The sequence below is a fragment of the Mesorhizobium sp. B2-3-12 genome (assembly GCF_006442205.1).
Lineage (GTDB): Bacteria > Pseudomonadota > Alphaproteobacteria > Rhizobiales > Rhizobiaceae > Mesorhizobium.
Map to the genome: position 1 here is coordinate 182184 of NZ_VFVR01000008.1, position 19984 is coordinate 202167.

Annotated in this window: 20 protein-coding genes; 10 read left to right on the forward strand and 10 right to left on the reverse strand. The window is 60.8% G+C overall.

The features are described from left to right. Window positions 1-5 precede the first annotated feature (5 nt). The 3 genes from FJ948_RS22380 (at window position 6) to FJ948_RS22390 (ending at window position 2398) form a co-directional block, all read left to right on the forward strand. A complete protein-coding gene (locus FJ948_RS22380) occupies window positions 6-944 on the forward strand; it encodes an ABC transporter substrate-binding protein (RefSeq protein ID WP_140708219.1) in 939 nt (312 codons plus the stop codon). Window positions 945-1014: 70 nt separating this feature from the next. Continuing rightward, on the forward strand, window positions 1015-1908 hold the full coding sequence (locus FJ948_RS22385) for a sugar phosphate isomerase/epimerase (protein WP_140708221.1): 894 nt from the start codon (window positions 1015-1017) through the stop codon (window positions 1906-1908). Window positions 1909-2044: 136 nt separating this feature from the next. Beyond that, window positions 2045-2398: a cupin domain-containing protein gene (locus FJ948_RS22390; RefSeq protein WP_140708223.1), complete on the forward strand. Its 354-nt coding sequence runs from the start codon at window positions 2045-2047 to the stop codon at window positions 2396-2398. A gap of 64 nt (window positions 2399-2462) precedes the next feature. On the opposite strand, the gene FJ948_RS22395 is transcribed toward FJ948_RS22390, so the two are convergent. Then, window positions 2463-3131 (reverse strand): SDR family oxidoreductase, encoded by a 669-nt coding sequence (locus FJ948_RS22395; RefSeq protein ID WP_140708225.1) that lies wholly within the window; start codon window positions 3129-3131, stop codon window positions 2463-2465. A gap of 55 nt (window positions 3132-3186) precedes the next feature. Further along, window positions 3187-4053, reverse strand: a complete 867-nt coding sequence (locus FJ948_RS22400) for an NmrA/HSCARG family protein (protein ID WP_140708227.1) — start codon at window positions 4051-4053, stop codon at window positions 3187-3189. Between the two features lie 104 nt (window positions 4054-4157). Between FJ948_RS22400 and FJ948_RS22405 the strand changes: the two genes are divergently transcribed. The 6 genes from FJ948_RS22405 to FJ948_RS22435 all read left to right on the forward strand — a co-directional run bounded on the left by FJ948_RS22405 (window position 4158) and on the right by FJ948_RS22435 (window position 9916). After that, on the forward strand, window positions 4158-5048 hold the full coding sequence (locus FJ948_RS22405; RefSeq protein ID WP_140708229.1) for a LysR family transcriptional regulator: 891 nt from the start codon (window positions 4158-4160) through the stop codon (window positions 5046-5048). Window positions 5049-6397: 1349 nt separating this feature from the next. Continuing rightward, on the forward strand, window positions 6398-6646 hold the full coding sequence (locus FJ948_RS22415) for a hypothetical protein (protein ID WP_140708233.1): 249 nt from the start codon (window positions 6398-6400) through the stop codon (window positions 6644-6646). A gap of 16 nt (window positions 6647-6662) precedes the next feature. Then, window positions 6663-7466 (forward strand): Ku protein, encoded by an 804-nt coding sequence (locus FJ948_RS22420; protein ID WP_140708235.1) that lies wholly within the window; start codon window positions 6663-6665, stop codon window positions 7464-7466. A 41-nt stretch (window positions 7467-7507) separates the two neighbouring features. Beyond that, on the forward strand, window positions 7508-7816 hold the full coding sequence (locus FJ948_RS22425) for a hypothetical protein (RefSeq protein ID WP_140708237.1): 309 nt from the start codon (window positions 7508-7510) through the stop codon (window positions 7814-7816). A gap of 501 nt (window positions 7817-8317) precedes the next feature. Next, window positions 8318-9358 (forward strand): alpha/beta hydrolase, encoded by a 1041-nt coding sequence (locus FJ948_RS22430; protein ID WP_140708239.1) that lies wholly within the window; start codon window positions 8318-8320, stop codon window positions 9356-9358. Window positions 9359-9385: 27 nt separating this feature from the next. Next, a complete protein-coding gene (locus FJ948_RS22435; protein WP_140708241.1) occupies window positions 9386-9916 on the forward strand; it encodes a DUF1003 domain-containing protein in 531 nt (176 codons plus the stop codon). A gap of 610 nt (window positions 9917-10526) precedes the next feature. Here the strand turns inward: FJ948_RS22435 and FJ948_RS30380 are convergent. From FJ948_RS30380 to FJ948_RS22455, 4 genes are all read right to left on the reverse strand, one after another. Beyond that, on the reverse strand, window positions 10527-10703 hold the full coding sequence (locus FJ948_RS30380; protein WP_181173771.1) for a hypothetical protein: 177 nt from the start codon (window positions 10701-10703) through the stop codon (window positions 10527-10529). Window positions 10704-10884: 181 nt separating this feature from the next. Continuing rightward, the gene (locus tag FJ948_RS22445; RefSeq protein ID WP_140708245.1) at window positions 10885-11481 is read right to left on the reverse strand and encodes a sigma factor-like helix-turn-helix DNA-binding protein; all 597 of its coding nucleotides are present in this window, start codon (window positions 11479-11481) and stop codon (window positions 10885-10887) included. 384 nt (window positions 11482-11865) lie between these two features. Next, a complete protein-coding gene (locus FJ948_RS22450) occupies window positions 11866-12102 on the reverse strand; it encodes a hypothetical protein (RefSeq protein ID WP_140708247.1) in 237 nt (78 codons plus the stop codon). Window positions 12103-12121: 19 nt separating this feature from the next. After that, window positions 12122-12856, reverse strand: coding sequence for a Crp/Fnr family transcriptional regulator (locus FJ948_RS22455; protein ID WP_140708249.1), 735 nt, complete (start codon window positions 12854-12856; stop codon window positions 12122-12124). Between the two features lie 381 nt (window positions 12857-13237). Between FJ948_RS22455 and FJ948_RS22460 the strand changes: the two genes are divergently transcribed. Further along, a complete protein-coding gene (locus FJ948_RS22460; protein ID WP_181173772.1) occupies window positions 13238-16570 on the forward strand; it encodes a DEAD/DEAH box helicase in 3333 nt (1110 codons plus the stop codon). Here the strand turns inward: FJ948_RS22460 and FJ948_RS22465 are convergent. From FJ948_RS22465 to cyoB, 4 genes are all read right to left on the reverse strand, one after another. After that, window positions 16508-16729, reverse strand: coding sequence for a hypothetical protein (locus tag FJ948_RS22465; protein ID WP_140708253.1), 222 nt, complete (start codon window positions 16727-16729; stop codon window positions 16508-16510). The two genes, FJ948_RS22460 and FJ948_RS22465, sit on opposite strands and share 63 nt — an antisense overlap. A 160-nt stretch (window positions 16730-16889) precedes the next feature. Next, window positions 16890-17306, reverse strand: coding sequence for a cytochrome o ubiquinol oxidase subunit IV (gene cyoD / locus FJ948_RS22470; protein WP_140708255.1), 417 nt, complete (start codon window positions 17304-17306; stop codon window positions 16890-16892). Beyond that, window positions 17303-17983 carry a cytochrome (ubi)quinol oxidase subunit III gene (locus FJ948_RS22475; RefSeq protein WP_140708257.1) on the reverse strand — a complete coding sequence of 227 codons (681 nt, stop codon included), beginning with the start codon at window positions 17981-17983 and terminating at the stop codon, window positions 17303-17305. Before FJ948_RS22475 ends, cyoD begins: the two co-directional genes overlap by 4 nt. Continuing rightward, on the reverse strand, window positions 17980-19983 hold the full coding sequence (cyoB, locus tag FJ948_RS22480; RefSeq protein ID WP_181173785.1) for a cytochrome o ubiquinol oxidase subunit I: 2004 nt from the start codon (window positions 19981-19983) through the stop codon (window positions 17980-17982). The genes FJ948_RS22475 and cyoB overlap by 4 nt, the downstream gene beginning before the upstream one ends. Window position 19984 lies beyond the last annotated feature (1 nt).

Below are 19984 nucleotides of genomic sequence, written 5' to 3' on the forward strand. Positions count from 1 at the left end.
GCGTAATGAAGACCATCGCCAAACTGCTCTGCGGCGCCGCTTTCGCGGCCGTCGCGATCGCGCCGGCATCGGCCAAGGACCTCAACAAGGTTGGTATCTCGGTCGGCTTGCTCGGCAACCCGTTCTTCGTCGCCACCATCAAGGGCATCGAGGACGCGGCCAAGAAGATCAATCCGAAGGTCGAGGTGACATCGGTGTCGGCCGACTATGACCTCAACAAGCAGGTCTCGCAGGTCGATTCCTTCATCGCCGCCGGCGTCGACGTGATCATGCTCAATGCGGTCGACGCCAAGGCGATCGCGCCGGCGGTGAAGAAGGCGCAGGCCGCCGGCATCATCGTCGCGGCCTTCGACGTTTCGGCGCCGGGCGCTGACGTCACGGTGATGACCAACAACGTCAAGGCCGGTGAAGAGGCCTGCCAGTATCTGGTCGACCACACCGGCGGCAAGGGCGACTACGTCATCCTCAACGGGCCGGCGTCATCGTCGATCCTGGAGCGGGTGAAGGGCTGCAAGAACGTGCTTGCCCAGCATCCCGACATCAAGATCCTGTCGGACGACCAGAACGCCGAAGGCTCGCGCGACGGCGGCCTGAAGGTGTTCCAGTCGTTGCTGACCCGTTTCGACAAGATCGACGCGGTGTTCGCCATCAACGATCCGACGGCGATCGGCGCCGAGCTTGCCGCCAAGCAGCTTAACCGCTCCGAGTTCATCTTCACGGCGGTCGACGGCGCGCCGGATATCGAGAAGGAACTGTCTTCCGGCAAATCGATGATCAAGGCCTCGGCCTCGCAGGATCCCTATGTGATGGCCGGCCAGTCGCTGACCATGGCGGCGGAACTGCTCGCCGGCAAGAAGCCGGCGGAGGCCACCGTGCTGCTCGACCCGAAGCTGATCACGGCCGAGAACCTGAAGGACTACAAGGGCTGGACCGCGGCCCGCTGATCCATCCAACGAAGGCGCGGCCGGTTCGATCCGGCCGCGCCTTTCTCACTTCTGTACATCGGAGACGATCATGTCGCGCATCGGAATCCATTCTTTCGTCTGGTCGGCAAGCTCGGCGCAGAGCGAACTCGAACGCACGCTGGCCAGCACCAGGGAGGCCGGATTCGACCTGATCGAATTTTCCTATCTCGATCCCGCCAATGTCGATATTGGCGGGCTTGCCAAGCGTATCGCCGACCTTGGCCTCGGCGTGGCGATCAGCATCGGATTGCCAACCGACGGCGACATATCGAGCGCCGACAAGGCGGTCGCCGCGCGCGGCGTCGAGATTCTCAACGACACCATCGCGCTGACGCGCGACCTTGGCGGCCGCAAGGTGGCCGGCATTCTTTCGACCAGCCATGGCCTGCAGGTCGAGGCGCCGACGCGCGATCAGTGGAACCGCAGCGCCGGGACATTGGCCGAGGTTGCCGAAACCGCGAAGGCCGCCGGCGTCACGCTCAATCTCGAAATCGTCAACCGCTTCGAAAGCAACCTGCTCAACACATCAGCGCAAGGGTTGGCCTTCATAGAGGACACCGGTTCGGACAACATCTTCCTGCATCTCGACACCTTCCACATGAACATCGAAGAGGCCGATGTGGGGCTCGCCATCCGCCATGCCGCGGCCAAGATCGGCTATGTCCATATCGGCGAGAGCCACCGCGGCTTTCTCGGCACCGGCAATATCGATTTCGCGGCGATTTTCGATGCACTGACCGCGATCGGTTACGCCGACGATCTCAGCTTCGAATCCTTCTCCTCGGAGATCGTCGACGAGAACCTGTCGAAAAAGACCGCGATCTGGCGCAATCTGTGGACCGACAACAAGGCGCTCGCCAAGCACGCGCGCGCTTTCATCGGCCTCGGGCTGGAGACGGCGCAACGCAAGGCTGAACTCGTCTCGGCGCCGCACAAGCCTTAGCAACTCCGGGTCGGCGCGGGTAGCCGGCGGTCTGCCCGGATGCGCGGCCGCGCCTGTTTTGCTTTGCACGGCATTGCTCCCGTCAAGTGCATCGGCTATCCGACCTCTGCGACACGTGAAGCAAACGGAGCCCGGCATGACGAACAAGACCATCCTCAAATTCGGCGCGGTCGAGCACGCGGAAGCCGGCGATCTGCCTGGCTGGATCGCGGTCGAGGGCCAGCCGACCATGCAGACCGCCGTCCAACATACGACCGCGGATGGTAAGGTGATATCGGGCACGTGGCGGGCGTCGCCGGGCACCTATCATGCGACCTACACCGACTATGAATTCGTGCACATGATCGCCGGCCGCATCATCATCACGCCCGATGGCGGCACCCCGGTCGAAGTCGGTCCTGGGGACGCCTTCGTGGTGGAAGCCGACTTCAAGGGCACCTGGAAGATCATCGAGCCGGTGACCAAGCATTTCGTGGTCAAGGTTGGCTGAGGCGGTCTGGCGGCCGTGGTCATCTCGGCAGAGGGACCACAACCGATCGCACGCTGAATGGCGTTCACCAGGTTATCAACGGGGAACGATGCAGCCATGTGTCGTTGTGCACCTGGTCCAAGACAAAGCTGGCAACGTTTGCTCGCGATATGGTTCCGCCATGGAAACCCGAGAGATCGGTGAGCGCGCGGATCGTCTCTCGGCTGGGCTTGTCGTTGAGCACGGAGGGGCGAACGAGAACCCAGTCGAGACCGCTGTCCCTGACGATAGCTTCCTGACGGTTCTTGTCGGCATAGACCTTGCGCAAAAGCAGCGGGAAAACCAGGTTGTCGAACAGAAAGCCGCCATGGCCCGCGCTGTCTCCGGCGCCCAGGCCCGTGATGGCGACAAGGCGGGTGACGTTTTCGGCCTTCATTGCGTTCACGAGCGTCCGCGTTGCGGATGAGAGAAGGGTCACCTCGCGAAATGGGCTAGCGGGAGTGCCAAGCGCGCTGATGACGGCGTTGCGGCCCTTTAGCGCTTGCCGCAGGACCTCCTGATCGCGGGCATCTCCCACGATGAGCTTTGCGCCCTGGAGATCGCCCGCCTTTTCGGGAGAGCGCACGAGCACGGTGACATCGTAGCCTCTCTCTTGCGCCTGACCTACGATCAGGCGCCCGGTGCCGCCGGTCGCTCCAAGGAGCAATATCCTGGGTCGGGCATTGGGGCTGTTATCGGTTTGGGAATTTTGCATGGTAGCTACCTCGGAAGGGGGGGGCGCCTCGCAAGAGGCAGTCCCAGGTTGACGGTCATGATGCGGCAAGCTCAGTCGCGAAGTCGCGGTATGAGTGCAGCGGGCGGTCCAGGATTTCTGTCAAACGCTCGACGTCGCCGGCCTCTGGAAGCATCCCGTCGGTGGCATAACGCTCCGCCATCAGGCGCATCTCATAGGCCATCCATGTGGGCATGATTTTCGCCAGATTCTGCTCGAAGCCGGCTGGATCATCGCCGCCATAGGCAACCGGACGACCCAGGACATCCGACCAGATCGTGGCTACATCCGAACCAGTCAGCGTATCGGAGCCGACCAGATTGATGATTTCGACCGGCAGCTTGCCTGGGGCCTGGTCACGACGGATTAGTTCGATGGCCGCGACCTCGGCAATGTCGCGGGCGTCGACCATGGCGATGCCCTTGGCTCCGATCGGCATCGGATAGACGCCATGGTTGAAGATGACGTCCTTGATCATGAGGTCATTGTCGATGAAGTAGGCCGGGCGCAGGATCGTGGCGCTGAAACCCATCTGTTCGATCATCCGCTCCGCGCCGGCCTTCACCGCGAAATGCGGAACGTTGACGAAGTGATCGCTGTGGATCACCGACAGGTAGACAACCCGATCGACGCCTGACTCTCGGGCAATGTTCAGGGTGATGAGCGCCTGGGTGAATTCGTCCCCCGACACCGCGTTGAGCAGGAACAGCGTGTTGACGCCGGCAAACGCTTTGCGCAGGGATCCGATATCGAGCAGTTCACCTTGGACGACCTCTACAACGGCCGGAAAATCAGCCTTCGAGGTGTCGCGAACTAGGACGCGCACATCGGCGCCGCGCTTGACGAGTTGCTGGACGACTTGGCGGCCGACACGGCCAGTGGCTCCGGTAACGAGGATTGTCATGGTTGTTTTCTCCGGGTTGGGTTGCTTGACGACCCGAATATGAGTGGTTCACACATGGGCCAATAGATGCGAATTTTGGACACAACGTATCAGTGGTGGAACACATGGATTTGCTTGCTCTCGCTGATTTCGTCACCGTGGCGCGCCACGGCGGCTTTGGGCGCGCGGCGCGCGCCGCCGCCCGCCCGAAGGCGACGCTGTCGCGTCGGGTCGCGGATCTCGAGGCCAGCCTTGGCCTGCGCCTGTTCGAACGCGGCGCACGCATGCTCAAGCTGACTGAGGAAGGGCGCGCTTTATATGAGCGTGCGGGTCGCTTGCTTACCGAGCTCGACGAGACTGCTGTAGCGATCGCCTCGGGTGGTGAGAAGCCGCGAGGCAGGTTGCGGATCAGCGCGCCGCTTGTTTTTTCGCAGACCGCGATGGGAAAGATCGCCGCCGGGTTCGCCCTGAAATTTCCGGAAGTGAGGCTCGAGGTCTCGACGGAAGATCGTTCCGTCGACATGATCGAGGAGGGATTTGATCTGGTGATCAGGGTCAATCCGGATCCGGATGACAGCCTCGTCGGACGAGTCTTCCTGCGCGATCGGCTGGTGGTCGTGGCAAGCCCTGACCTTGCCCGGCCGTCCGGACACCGCCCCGCTCCCGCGGTCGTGCGCTCGGCCGGCGATCAACCGACCTGGGCCGTGAAGACGCCCACCGGCCGGGCAACGATCGCGGTCCAGCCGGTCCTCGCTCTGTCATCGCTGATTATGGTCCGGGATGCGGTGCGAGCAGGCGTCGGTGCCGGCCGCCTCCCCGTGTCGCTTGTCAGCCACGATATAACCGAGGGCTCGCTGGTGCATTGGGGTGATGTTGAGGGAGGCGACATCACCTTGTGGACGCTCTACCCGTCCAGGCGGCTGCTAAGCGCCCGGGTGTCCGCGTTCCTCGACTATCTCAAACAGGCATTCCCGATCGGGACGCCTGACGAATTGGCCGCCTATATCGGCAAGTGAGGAAGCGGGCCGCGTCGACCGACCGACTTACTGCACGTAACCATCGTAAAGTTCAAAAAGCAGGTGATCCCGACAGGAATCGAACCTGTGACCTACAGATTAGGAATTTATCCTTCGACCTTTCCTATTCCCAATGCCAGTCTCTGTACGATTGCGTGGTCATAACATGTACAAATTGTTGTGACTTTCGTACAGCGTTCCGCGTTCGTCGTTCGTACCACCCCGCCTACATCCGCGACTTGGCATAGTTGGGAGACCGTGCCCCCCTTCACCCCGACTGGTCTGGCGGCGCTCGATCGAGCTAGAGGCGCGCGCATACCATTCTGACGTAGCGTGAGAACTTCCAATCTTGCCAGCTGAGCAAGAGCCCGCTCACGCTGAGGGCCGGCGGAGCGGGCTCTTCTATGGCAGTCTCGAGGGAAAGATTGCCGCGTCTCCAACCGTCCAAAAGCACGAACGTTCCAACGAAAGACTGTACCATTTCGGACCAAATCGCCACCTCCATCATTTCTTAACGACACAAAGGGAGGACGGAGTCATGTTGCAGCGCCAATGCAACATCTGAGAGATGGAGGAAGCCATGTTGTTTCCTGGTCAAGTCGTCATGTGCGGCGAACTGGAAATGCTCGCCCGCGTCTGTCGGACCGCCTGCAAAGAGAGGGGCATTCCGCTCAACAGCCAGGAGGCACAGACACTCGCGTCCCATGTCCTGAAGCTTTTCCTAAACGGCCTAACGGGCGAGGAAGAGCTTCTAAGCGCCGAGCGAAACCGCATGAAGAGGCAAGCTCACATTGATGTGTTGAAGCAGCCGTCCGCGCCAGCACCTCGTGTCCAATAGCTAGGGGCAAGTCGCCTTGCTGACCTCGTTGTCTTACAGGCTGGTGCCAAAGATCTGTTTCGTTGTCCACGCCAGCGGCTCGAAGCCGGCATACGTCGTCTAACTCCCGCCCACAAAAGAGGTTCCCTTTCTTGGCAGTCGTCTGAAGCCAGACGGGACGATCACGGCACACACCTTCGGCACCAGCAAGACGCCTGGACGTTCAATCATCAGATGGCAGTATGCAGGCACCAATCATTGATCTTTTGGCAACGGCCGTGAAAACTGCACGTCGGTCCCGGTCGGCAGGTTTTCTTGATCACGGCACGGCAGTCATCGCCGATGCCTTGCAGCTCATCGCGTTCTTCGTGCTGCCCTCATGGCCGGCTTTTGGCTGGCGGCCACGGTACCTCAGAACATTCAACACAATGTTTGATACGGGACCCGTTCGATCGTTCGGACGCCATCGTGACGAACAGGGAACTTTGTTGACCGGAACCAAGTTCATGATCATCCCTCGGGAGGATCGATCATGGCTGGAAATGAAAACCGCCGCGAAACCGGCGCCACAAAATACTCGAACAAAGATGGAGGCGACCACCAAAGCGAATTCTCACAAGACAAGAGGCATCAATCTGATGGTCAGAATTCGTCGTGTCGGCCGACACCAAGCCCCGCCACGCAGAAAACATCCGGCGCCGGGCCGGCCGTCGCGGAGCATTCCAAGGACGCCAAGGCGCCCAGGTCAGGTCGGCAACCCGGCGCCTACGTGAAGGATTGAAGAGCGGAGAAAAGACATGGCGGCTCCCCGCGCGGTCTGGAAGGGCTTTCTGAAGGTCGGTTCGGTGTCTTGCGGCGTGAAACTCGTGAGTGCGACCAGCGAAGCGTCGAAAATCCACTTCAAAATTCTGAACAGAAAAGACGGCCTCCCGGTCAACAGCGCTTACGTTGACGAGGGAACTGGCGACAGGGTCGAGAGCGAAGATCAAGTGAAGGGGTACGAGGTCGAGAAGGACGATTTCATCAAGGTCGAGCCGGAGGAGATCAAGAAGCTCAAACTGACATCGGCCCACACCCTCGAGGTGGGTGAGTTCGTCGACATCTCAAGCATCGACACGCGCTACCTGGAGAAACCCTATTACCTCATTCCCGCCGATGGCGCCTCGATCGAAGCCTTTTCCGTTCTCCGCGATGCCATGGCCAAGAAGCGTGTCGCGGCGCGGTCCTGCGTGGTTCTGTACCAGCGTGGCCGCGAGGTCGTGATCCAACCGTACGGCAAGGGAATGCTGCTGACCGAGCTTCGTACTCACAACGAGATGACCTCGGAAAAAGCCGTATTCGACGATTTGAAGAGTCCCACGTATGATGAGGACCTTCTCGAAATCGCAAGCTTGCTGATCGACAAGAAGGTGACCAAATTCGATCCCTCGAAGTTTGAGGACACCTATGAGGACGCGCTAATCGCAATGATCGACGCGAAGCGGAAAGGCAAGAAGCCTCCCAAGGCGGCGCCGCGTCCGGAAGAGAATGTTGTCGACCTGGCATCCGTTCTGAAGAAGAGCTTGGCTCGTGAAGGGATCAAGCGCCGCAAGTCGGCATGACGGGCTGCGTTCGGCGTGGGCCAGTCCACACAGGCCTCAAAATGGTACTGATAGAGATCCTGCTCCCATTGAACGATAATCTCGGAAATCCTTTTCCGCGCGAGGTCTACAAGCACCTCCAGGAACAACTTACCGAAAAGTTCGGCGGGGTCACCGCCTACACGCGGTCGCCGGCAAGTGGCACCTGGAATGATGAAGCAGGGGCAACTCGCCATGATGAGGTGGTGCTATTTGAGATCATGGCGGAAACATTGGACGCTGCCTTCTGGCAAACATTGAAAGGGAAGCTCGCTGACCAGTTTGAACAGGACGACGTCATTGTAAGGGCGACGGAAATCACATGCCTTTAGGGCGCGCCAGCACAGGTTGGTGACGTGAAATGGTACCCTCTCCGCCAACGGGCGAACCAATCCGGTTTCAAGCCGTAACATGAAGCCACCGCCTTTCAGGCGTGGAGAATTCACTGTTGATCGCGTTGCGGGCTTAGCCCGCTACTCCACGTGGGGTAGCGGGCTTTTCGTATTTCAGACGCCAGGTTTCGGAAGCCGGCCCGCAAAACAGCCAGCGGGCAGGGACCGCCTTGGCCGTCGGCGCGACGTTGCGAAGAGCTACCTCACCAGCAGACTTCCGTCGACGATCTGTACGCCATCGGTGACGTTGTAAAAGCGCTGAATCAGATGGCCATCGCGTTTGAACATGCTGCCATCGCCGCATCCGATGCCTCAGAGAGTTCGCGTTTCAAGCCGTTTGAGCCAGCCATAGGCAGTGTCGTTGTCTAGCGGAACAAGCTGCCCTTCCGAAGGTTGGGGCGCGGCGGGGCACCGAGCAAGACAGTTCCTGGCAGGCAGTGCATGGCGTTCCACAGAGACAGACCGAAGCTCTCGACCGTGCTGCTCGTCGCCGCATTGTCGGCACTTGCCGGGTACAATCACGCCCGCGCCAAACGTGCGCTTTTTGGCCGGGCGCACGGCCATTTCATGGAGATTGAAGGTCTTCGCCTGCATTTTATCGAAGCCGGCACCGGCATGCCGCTCATTTTGTTGCATGGAAACGGATCCATGGCGCAGGATTTCAAGTCGAGCGGTATCTTCGATCGGGCGGCAAAGACCTACCGGGTACTCGCATTTGATCGGCCGGGCTTCGGCCGAAGCACGCGGTCGCGCGGCCGGCGGTGGTCCGCCCGTAACCAAGCCGATCTCATACATGCCGCCGTCGGCAGGCTGGGCATCGAGAACTATCTCGTGCTTGGACATTCCTGGGGCGCCTGGGTAGCCCTCGAATTGGCGCGCAGGCATTCTCCTTCGGTTGCCGGCATCGTGCTGGTCTCCGGCTACTACTATCCACCGCCCCGGCTTGATCTTGCGCTGGCCGCCCTGCCGGCTCTCCCGGTCGTCGGCACTGCGTTTCGCCACACCTTGCTGCCGTTGCTTGTGAGGCTTGCCTGGCCTTGGGCGATGCAGAAGATCTTTCATCCGGCGGATGTCGCTGCCGACTTCGCCGTTCTCGCAAAGGATGCCGCCAGCCGCCCTTCCCAACTGCGCGCGGTGTGTTCGGAATCGGCATCGATGCTGGGGGCAGCCCTGCTAAGGAAGCCCAGCTACACGGACATTGCCGTCCCGACGGGCATCCTGGCGGGGTCTGGAGACCGGCTGTTCGACGCCGAGGGGGAGGCACGACGCCTGCATTCGGAGGTCGGTGGGTCCCTCCTCGATGTTGTTGAGGGCGCCGGCCATATGGTTCATCAGAGCGCCCCGGAGGCGGTGATCGCCATGGTGGACACGATTGCAGGACGGCACTCCTCGTCTCAAGAGACCGGCGGCCGTGAGCCGGCGAATTCAGGCGATGCAGCCTCGCCGGGCGTGCCAGGCCGGCGATGGTCGGCGCTGGGATGATATTGGCCGCCAAACCGGGCTTTTAAAATGAACGATCAGCATCCCGCCGACATGCAGTCGATCCTTCACCAGAACATACAGGCTTTGGTCGACCACAGGCGACAACAGGAGGAACACCAGGGGGTTCAGGTGCGCATTGCCGGCGCGATTTCGCGCTTTGCGGGAAGCATGCCTTTTGTCTATTTGCACCTAGCAATTCTCCTCGCCTGGATGCTTGCGAACCTAGGCCTGATACCGGCCATTCCAGCTTGGGACCCGACCTTTGTGATCCTGGCCATGGTGGCCTCGGTCGAGGCGATCTTCCTGTCCACTTTCGTGCTGATCAACCAGAACAGAATGGCCGAACACAGCGAGCGCCGAGCGGAGCTGGATCTGCAGATCAGCCTTCTTAACGAGCACGAAACCACGCGGCTCATCGAAATGGTGGCTGCCTTGACGGAGCGCCTGAATGTCTCGACACCAGCCGATGAGGAGCTGCCGCAATTGGCCGAGAATGTCGATCCTCGGCAGGTGATGACGGAAATCCAGCAAGCTTCTGGAGATCAGGATAAAGCTTGAGCAGAAACGAAGATGCCCGCGTCGGAGGCGGCCGCCGCCGAGGCTAACCCAACAAGAGCCTCCACCCGGGAACATTCGCTGCACTTCAAGGTTCGGGGACAGGTCTACAATCCTCCCTCATTGTCTTGGCCTTCGAAGCTGGCGAAGCAGCTTCAACCCGTCTCGGCCTTCCGAGGCGGGCTTCGCTGACTCCGCCGCGAAGTCGCGGCGGGACTCAGCCGACACCGGCGATACCTTCATGCAAACCATGGAACATTCTGTCCTGTGTGACGTTAGGGCGCGCCGGGGAATCCCTATTGCAGGATTTTACGGCGCGGAGGCGGGACGCAATGCATAGGGATGCCTATACCCCATCGGAACTTGCGGTCCTGAGCCGCGTCCTTGCACGCAGCAACCTCAAAAACGAGACCGAAACCGAGAGAGAACGGCGCGCATCGCGCATCCTTGCTTACTACCAAGCCGGGATCACGGACGAGAACGAGCTCGAACAGCTTTCGCGACAACCGCTGGGCAGGTGAGCTTTCGCCTCGTCTCTGAGAGCTGCCGTTGCAGGGGCCTTCGGACTCCGCAACCGGATGCCTGTGGGAGTTGTCCAAGCAGCATGCACCACCTAGTCGTCGAGCTTTCGGTCGAGTTCGTCGAGCAATGACCGATGCTCGCGGGGCATGTCCGCGTCCGTCGGCAGATCCAGCAACTGGCGAAGCTGGCGACGGCTGGCGTCCGATGCGATCCACTGACGTATGAGACGGGCTATGGCCTTCTGTTGCGCCTTGCCGATTTCTTCCATCTTGGGAACCCGAGCTTGACCGAGGGTCGAACTCGGCGGACCCCTCATGGTTCCCTGCCATGCACAACAAACCTGCGGTTGAGCGATCGGCTACCTCAGGGCGAGCGATGCATTGGCTGCCTGGCAGCCATTCCGAATTTTTGCTCGAATTTCTGCCTTGAACACTGCCGCGCTTTGCTCATCATCCATTCGATTGTTCAGGTGTGGCTTCCGCGGGGGCACCCGACTGGACAACCATTCTTGTCCTCGCATCCTGTATCCGGCCCTTGATGGTGGCTGTGTCGCAGTCGCAGATGTCGGCGGCGTCTTCATAGGACAGCCCGAGCATGCAAACCAAGACGATGGCCTGCCGCTCCTGATCCGCCAGGAGGTCTATGGCACGTGCTATCCCGGGGCCGGTTCCCATCTGTTCCAGAGCCTCGGAGGCAAAAGGTTCCGACAAGCAACTAGCCCTTCCTCGACTTTGTGAGTCCATGTCTTCAAGCCTGGCCAAGGACGCCCTGCGCATGGTGGCGAAGATCCAGGGCTTCACGCGGCCTCCATCAACACCATCGAGATCTGCAATCCCCTTGATCAGTGTCTCTCGGACAAGGTTGTCAGCTTCATCGATGCTGCCACTGAGCGAACGGGCGAATGCCCGCAATGCCGGAACAAGGTCCACCAGGTTCGTCTGTTCGCCAGAACCTGGTAAAGACAAACCTCCAGGATAGGTAGCGGGTTGTGTCTGCTCCGCAAGGACCGGACCGGACGCGTTGAGGTCGGAATGGTGTTCAGTCATCGCAGTGATCCTGAAGATCGATAGGCCCTGTTTCGTGTCGGCCCCATCTGGTGGGGTGGAGGGTCCAACAAGCGACAATCGTCATGTTTTGCTCCGGGCTGATGCTCGGACCCGTCATCTGCCGGGTCCTGCTGCGTGCGAAGCAAGGGTGCATTGTCCCTCGGCACGCACAGACCCAACTAATCCGGTCACTGACCCGGCGCATTTACATAGATTAAAGCGCCCGCCCGCTTGCACCGGGATATGCTACGCGACCGAGCACTGCGTGGTCCTACGGCTCGGGGCTTTCGAGATACGTCGTCTCGCTGGATGCCGTCCGATAGGCATCTGAAGCTGGTTGGATGAGGAGGGGCTGATCGGCGGTGCCGCGAAAATCGGCGGAATTCATCTCATCAACATGATCTGAAGCGAGAGGCTTAGCCGCAGGACTTTGTCGCCATTTTCATCACGCACCTCGACAAACACTTTCTGACCGTCAACGCTTTTCAATGCGTCTCTCGTAAGATCGATAAGGCCTTCGAATCCGACTCGGCGTACCTCTTCGAGGCCACCGCATTCGACACCTATCTCATCCAGCAAGACCAAATCGCGATCGCCGGTGTCAAAGAAAAATCGTGCCATGGGAGAGCTTCCGTCACCACTAATCTGCCGGGTTCTTTTGGTGCAGGTAGGTCGTGTCGAAATCTCCTGCGTGAGTGAGGCGGGGCCAGTCGATCGCATGCATTCTCGTGCCTGTGGTCGCGATGAGGCCGTCACGACGTAATTCCTGAAGCATTCGATTGACGTGGACCGTGGACAACCCCAATGCATCGCCAAGTGCGGCTTGGGTTATCGGAATATCCGCAATGTGATCCTCAATGCGTCCGACTGCCCGCAAGCGAAATATGAGTTCGCACAAAATATGAGCCATGCGGGTATAGGCCTCACGTCTTCCAACGTTGGTGACCCACTCCCTGTACATCGCGGCGTCGATCAGCGTCGACCGCCAGAAAGCGGCGGCGATACGAGGGTGCTGGTCACAAATGCTGCGGAGAACGTCATGTCGCATAAAGCCCACTCGGGCCGGTGTCAGGGTCGAGAAATTGCAATCCATGACCGACAGATGCAGCCCGTGCAGATCAGGAATGTCCCCGGCCACGAAGAAGGAAGTGATCTGTCGCTTTCCTTCGCTCGTGTATTTGGTGGAGCCGATCAAACCATCCAGAACGACAAACGAGTAAACAGGACGCTCGCCCTCACGCACCAGGTCGTGGTTGGCGGAAAAGTCTTTCTCCTGAATCGGTATGCTTTTCAAAACCGCAATTTCAGCCTCTCGGATTTCCGAGATGGTCTCAAGCTTGCGGATAAGGACATCCGAGGATGAAGTAGGGGACAAAATGGCTACCTAGCTGATTTTGCACACCGAACTTTTATCCACGCCAAAAGTTCCGGATGGCGGTGAATCCGAATAAGCAGGAGACGCGAGCAAAGCCGCGGCCTGTGTAGCAAACGCACCAACAGCTTGTACGTTTTCATACCTACCCTCGCTCCGCCGGCAGGCATTCGAGGTTAAGTCGCACTCTTCGGAGAGTTCGCTATGGAAGAGACCAGCATCAGCGAAAAAGACGCCCGCGAACTGGTGGCCTGCCAAGGCTCAATTGGCCGTCCTTGGAACGCAAGGCCGCACGGGCTGCCGCCGCCTGCAACACTTTAATCCGCGCCTCAGGAACGGGGTGGTTCCACTGACGTTCCCCACCGATGGCAAGGTGAGATCTCAGTGAACAGACCTATTTCGCGGACGGAAATCATCGAACAAACCGATCACCCGTCGACTGACAGGGACCTCGCGGGAGAACAGGGCGTCTCGCCTTCCGCCGCAATCGCGGCGGCGCTGGCCGATTCCCTGGACAGCGGTCCAAACAAGCATATCGTCTACATAGCCGCCTCGGAACGCAGTGCCGAAGAGATCGCCGCGGCCTTGCGTCAGTTTCTGCCCGGCGCGGACGCCATCTTCCTGCCTTCCTGGGATTGCCTGCCTTACGACAGGGTATGGCCGACACGCGCCAATATGGGGCGGAGGCTTCGTGCTCTGCGTGAGATCGCAAGCGAGCCCAAACGTCCGCGCATCGTGATTCTGTCGATCGAGACCACTCTTCAGCGGATCCCGCCCGCACCGGTCATTGCGGGCGGTTTCACGATTCTGGAACCTGGACAAAAGTTCGACCCGGATGGTTTCCGAACGAGAGCCGAGGCGATTGGATACGGTGTCGACGAGAGGGTCGACGAGCCGGGCGAGATAGCTTTTCGGGGCGACCTCATGGACATATTCCCCGCTGGCGCCGATCACCCGGTTCGTGTCGTCATCGGTCCAGATAGCTGCATCCTGGAACTCAAGACCTATGACCCCATCAGCCAGCTTAGCGAACAGTCGCGAGACGCGGTCACCGTCGGACCGGCATCCGAGCTGATTTTCGCAACGGGGGATCATCCCGAGTTGGCGGCCATGCGCGCGACGTCGATGGAAGAACGCCTCGTCGCATTGTACGGCAGCATGCCGTCGGTGTTCGATGTGACGTCCAGCGCATGTGTCTCCATCGCGGAAGGTCTCGAAGGCGCGCCGCTCGACCGCTTCCTGGACCTGATCGAAGACGCACGTGGCGCGAGGCAGGAGGTCGCCGCGCCCGCCAAGCCCTTGCCGGAACAGTTTTACCTGTCGCGTGAAGAATGGGACGTCGCAGTCCGCAAACGCCACGGCAAGAGCCTTGCCGTTTCTGCCGCCCGAGTTCCCAAATTCTTCCGGCAGGCGCGACCCGGGCATCAGTTCGCCGAATTTGTGGAGAGGCAGACAAGGTCGGGTTTCACTGTGACGTTCATGGGCGATGCCTCCGACCTGCAGCGAGCGGATCGTCTGCTCGATCGGAAGCTCGGCCGGCGAATGGAGGAAGCGGCTGACTGGCCGCGGATCCGTTCGGCCCCAAGGGGCTCTCTTCTCAAGGCCGAGATCGTTCTCGACGAAGGCTTTGTCGACGAGCAATCAGGCATCGCGGTGGTGGCCTCGGGCGACGTCTTTGGCCACGTCATGAAGGCAAATGGCAGTGCGGCCACCTCCCTGCTGGAACCCGAGTTGCGCATTGGCGACGCCGTCGTTCATGAGGACCATGGCCTGGCCGTGCTGGCGGCGGTCGAACAGGTCGAGTTGGCCGGTCAGCAGCAGGATGTCGTCAGGTTGGAATATCATGACGGAGCTTCCTTGCTGGTACCGGTCGGTGAGTTTGGACGGATATGGCGCTACGGCTCGGAACCCGGTGCCGTGCCGCTCGATCGCTTGAACAGCGACGGATGGCTCAGCCGCCGCAAGGCGGCGCTGCGCGACGTCGACAGGCTGGCCAAGCGCTTGAGGGACATTGCCAAAGCCAGGTCCAGCCAGCCTGCCGCGATCATAAAACCCTCTCGCGCCGACCTGGCCCGGTTCGCGGCGCGGTTTCCCTATACCGAGACTCCCGACCAGGCTGCCGCCATTCGCGACGTGCTCGACGATCTGTCGTCGGGGAGAACAATGAACCGGCTTGTCTGCGGCGACGTCGGCTTCGGCAAGACAGAGGTGGCCCTGCGGGCCTGCGCCGCCGTGGCCCTCTGCGGGAAGCAGGTTGCGGTCATAGCACCGACAACGGTATTGGCACGCCAGCACTATGAAACGTTCAGCCGAAGATTCGCGGGAACGGGCCTCGAGGTTGCCCACCTCTCGAGAATGGTCGGAGCGGCGGAGGCGAGAGCGGTGAAGGAGAGGCTGCGGAGCGGTCAGGTCGCGGTGGTTGTGGGTACCCAGGCCCTGGCGGCCAAGAGCGTCGGATTCGCCAATCTCGGAATGCTGGTGATCGACGAGGAACACCGGTTCGGTGTCAAGCTGAAGCAGGCGTTGCGAAACATGGCGCCCTGCCTTCATACGCTGAGCATGAGCGCCACGCCGATACCGCGGACGCTGCAATCGGCAATGTCGGGCATCCAGGAGGTCAGCGTCCTCAATTCTCCGCCGGCCAAAAGACGCCCCGTTCGCACCATCCTTGCCCCCTTCGATCCAGCTTCGGTACGAGCCGCCCTTTTGCGCGAACTCCGCCGGGGCGGACAGAGCTTCTTCGTGGTTCCGCGCATCGAGGACATCGATCCGGTTCGCCAGCAGCTAAACAGACTGGTGCCGGAACTCGCGGTGAAGACGGCGCATGGCGAAATGAAAGGGAGACAGCTGGACGAAATCATGGTCGGGTTCGCTGACGGCGACGGCGACGTCCTGTTGAGCACCGACATTATCGAGAGTGGCCTCGACGTGCCGCGGGCCAACACCATCCTGATCTGGCGGGCGGACAGGTTCGGTCTGGCACAGTTGCATCAGCTTCGCGGCCGGGTCGGAAGGGGAGCGGTGCAGGCCATTGCCTTTCTTCTGACCGAGCCTGGCGTCGAACTGGCCGAAGGCACAAGCGCCCGACTTTCGACGATGATTGCGCTCGATCGGCTTGGCTCCGGCCTTGCGATCAGCCAAAGGGACCTCGACCTGCGCGGGGCAGGAGACCTCTTCGGCGAAGATCAGGCCGGACACATGAAGCTGATCGGAGCAGGCCTTTATCAACATCTGCTGGGGCGGGCGGTCTCGCTGGCTGGGGGAGGGACCGATCACGACAGGCAGCTTGCCGACATCAACGGCGCGGGAAAGGGAGCCTTTCCCGAAAGCTACGTCAACGAGCCGACGGTGCGCGTCAGCCTCTATGCGAGGCTGTCTCGCATGGCTTGCGAGACGGACCTCGAGGCATTCGGCGAAGAGCTCGAGGACCGCTTTGGAGATATGCCCGGCGAAGTAGCGGATTTGCTGGAATTGACCAGGTTGCGCATAGCCGCGGCTGAACTTGGCGTCAGCAAAGTCGATGTGGGGCCCGAAGCGATCGCGATCAGCTTCCGCGAGAAAGCGGCGGCATCAAAATGGCGCTTGAAAAACGCACAGGGCTTCGAGTTCCGCAACGGCCGGTTGATCTTCAGGCCGTCCACCCAGTCCCGCGGCTCAGGCGTCGATGCCGTCCGCACGGTGCTCGGCGCCTTGCGTGCGGCCCGGCGCCGCCCATGATGGGTTCGCTCGGATCACCGGTTCCAGATCATGGGGAAAGTTCGCCGCTTCGATGGGCAGTTCGTCGGTTGGCGTTTTATGTCTTGGAGTCACGGACGGAAGCATTTCAGCGACCTCGATGAGGATATCCTTCACGAAGTGATTGATCTGGGCGCCCATCTTCCGCGTGCCTGTTGTGTGCGATGGCTTTCGAACTTGCTGCCGAAACCAATGTTCCCGCGTGAAACGCGTGACGCGCTGTTCTGCAAGGGGGCGCCGTTCGAGGCCCTTCGCGAAGCGAACCCAAGTCAGGCCAAGGCGCGTCCGGCGTGCAGCTCGCTCAGGGCATCGCTCCGGCCTGATGGGCCGTCATGGCTGCCATGTTCTGATCGAGGTGGGCCATGATCCAGACCGAGCCCAACACCACCAGTGCTACGATCAACACGCCAAAAGCGAGGGCCAGGACATTGTTGGTGTTGTCCGGTCCGGTCGTCAGGTGCAGAAAGAAGACAAGATGCACGCCCATCTGCGCGACAGCGAGCACCACCAGGGCCGAGATCACCGCCGGCTGGTAGATCAGATTGGTCTGAGCCGCCAAGAACGAAGCGATCGTCAGCAGGATGGCCAGGCCGAAGCCGAGCAGGTAGCCCGAAAGGCCCCCCGCCATTTCGTGTTCGGTTATGCGCTCCTCCCCCGGTGCCGAATCGCGGCGGTCTGGCGTCTCGCTGGTCCCGCTCTCGTTGCCGACCTCGGTCATGGCGATGCTCCCAACAGATAAACCAGGGTGAAGATGGCAACCCAGATGATGTCGAGCGCGTGCCAGAAGAGCCCGAAGCAGTGGAGCCGCCGCAAAATATCGGGTCGAAAACCCTTGACCCACAGCTGCGCCATCATGGTGCCTAGCCAGAGCAGGCCGAGTGCGACGTGGGTTCCGTGGCAACCAACGAGCGCAAAGAAGGCTGAAAGAAACGCGCTGCGCGAGGGGCCTGCCTGTTCGCCGATCATCGTCGCGAATTCCTGCACTTCCAGGAACAGGAAGGCCGCCCCGAGCAAGCCCGTTATGAGCAGCCAGAACTGAGTGGCAGCCATCGATCTGCGGTGGCTCGCAAGCGTTGCCAGGCCGCCGGTGAAGCTCGACGTAAGCAGAACGCCCGTTTGAACCGCAACGCGCGCGGGTTCGAACAAATCCTTGCCCGTCGGCCCGCCGGCGGTTGCCTTGGCAAGCACGGCATAGGCGGCGAAGAAGGCCGAGAACATGATGATGTCGGACAGGAGAAAGATCCAGAACCCGTAGGCCACGGTGACGAATTTCGAGGCAGGGCCGCCCTGTCCGTGGCCTGTCGCGGATCCTGTGCCATGCCCGCCGGCGCGATTGAGCCGATAGGGGTCGCGTATCCGGCTGTCAGCGCTGATGGTGAAGGCGTGATCGCTCATGCCGGGCGCTCCCAGTTGCGCAGCCAGGCAAGCTGCGCGGCCTGCCGATGCCGGTCGATACGTGCGACCTCGTCGGCGGAGATCTCATAGTCGCCATGATCGCGCCAGGCGAAGACGACGAAGGTGGCGTAAGCGCCGATGAAGCCGACGATCGCCAGCCACCAGATGTGCCAGATCAGCGCGAAGCCGATCAGCGTGCTGAAGAAGGCGGTGACGAAGCCCGTTGGACTGTTGCGCGGCATCTCGATGGGATCGTACGCGGTCTCCGTCTCCGCGCTCTGCTCCTTGATTCCCCGCTGCTTGATGCTCCAGTAGGGTTCTTCGTTCTCGACATGTGGCAGCCGCGCGAAGTTGAAGGCGGGCGGAGGGGAGGAAGTCGACCATTCCAGCGAGCGTCCGTCCCACGGGTCGCCGGTCTCGTCGCGAAGCTTGTCGCGATGCCGGATCGAAACCACCAGCTGCATGATCTGCAGTGCGGCGCCGATGATCATCACCAGCACGCCGAACGCGGCCACCACCAGCCACGGCGCCCAAAGATCCATGTCGATGTGCTGAAGGCGCCGCGTCATGCCAAGCAGGCCGACGATGTAGAGAGGCACGAAGACCAGCATATAGCCGACCAAGGTGACCCAAAATGCCGCCTTCCCCCAGCCTTCGTGCAACCGGAAGCCGAATGCCTTGGGGAACCAGTAGGTGAAGCCGGCGAAAGCGCCGAACAGCACGCCCGAGATGATGACGTTGTGAAAATGTGCCACGAGGAAAAGCGAGTTGTGCAGCACGAAGTCGGCGGGAGGGACGGCAAGCAGAACGCCGGTCATGCCGCCGATGGTGAAGGTGGTCACGAAAGCCAGCGCCCACAGCATCGGCGTGTCGAAGCGAACGCGCCCGCCATACATGGTGAAGAGCCAATTGTAGATTTTTACGCCGGTGCCGACGGCGATGACCGAGGTAGCGATGCCGAAGGCCGCATTGACGTCTGCTCCGGCGCCCATGGTGAAGAAATGATGCAGCCAGACCATGAACGAGACGATGCAGATGAACATCGTCGCCGCGACCATCGAACGGTATCCAAACAGCGGCTTTGACGAAAAGGTCGAGAAGATCTCGGAAAAGATCCCGAAGGCTGGAAGTACCAGGATGTAAACCTCGGGATGCCCCCAGGCCCAGATCAGGTTGACGAACATCATCTGGTTGCCGCCGGCCTCGTTGGTGAAGAAATGAAAGCCGAGATAGCGGTCCAGCGTCAGCATCGCGAGCGTGGCGGTGAGGATCGGGAAGGCTGCGACGATGAGCAGGTTGGATGCCAGCGATGTCCAGCAGAACATCGGCATGCGCAGATACCCCATTCCCGGCGCACGCATCTTGAGGATGGTCGTCACCAGGTTCACGCCGGTCAGCAGCGTGCCGACGCCGGAGATCTGGATCGACCACAGATAGTAGTCGACACCGACGCCCGGCGAGTAGGTGGTTTCCGACAAGGGCGCGTAGGGCAACCAGCCGGTGCGCGCGAATTCGCCGATGACAAGCGAGATATTGACCAGCAGGGCTCCGGTCGCCGTAAGCCAGAAGCTGACTGAATTGAGCGTCGGAAAGGCGACATCGCGGATGCCAAGCTGTAGCGGCACGACGAAATTCATCAGGCCGATCATGAAAGGCATCGCCGCGAAGAAGATCATGATCGTGCCGTGCGCCGAAAAGATCTGGTCGTAATGCTCCGGAGGAAGATAGCCCGGCCCGTGGATCGCCAGCACCTGCTGCGTGCGCATCATGATGGCATCGACGAAGCCACGCAGCAGCATCAGCATCGCCAGCACGATGTACATCACGCCGATGCGCTTGTGGTCGACCGAAGTTATCCACTCGCTCCACAGATAGGGCCAATATCCCTTGAGGCTTATCCAGCAGAGCACCGCTGCCGCCGCGAGGAACACGGCGAAGGCCGCACCGAGGGGGATGGGTTGGTCGAACGGAATTGCCGACCAATCGAGCTTGCCGAGCATC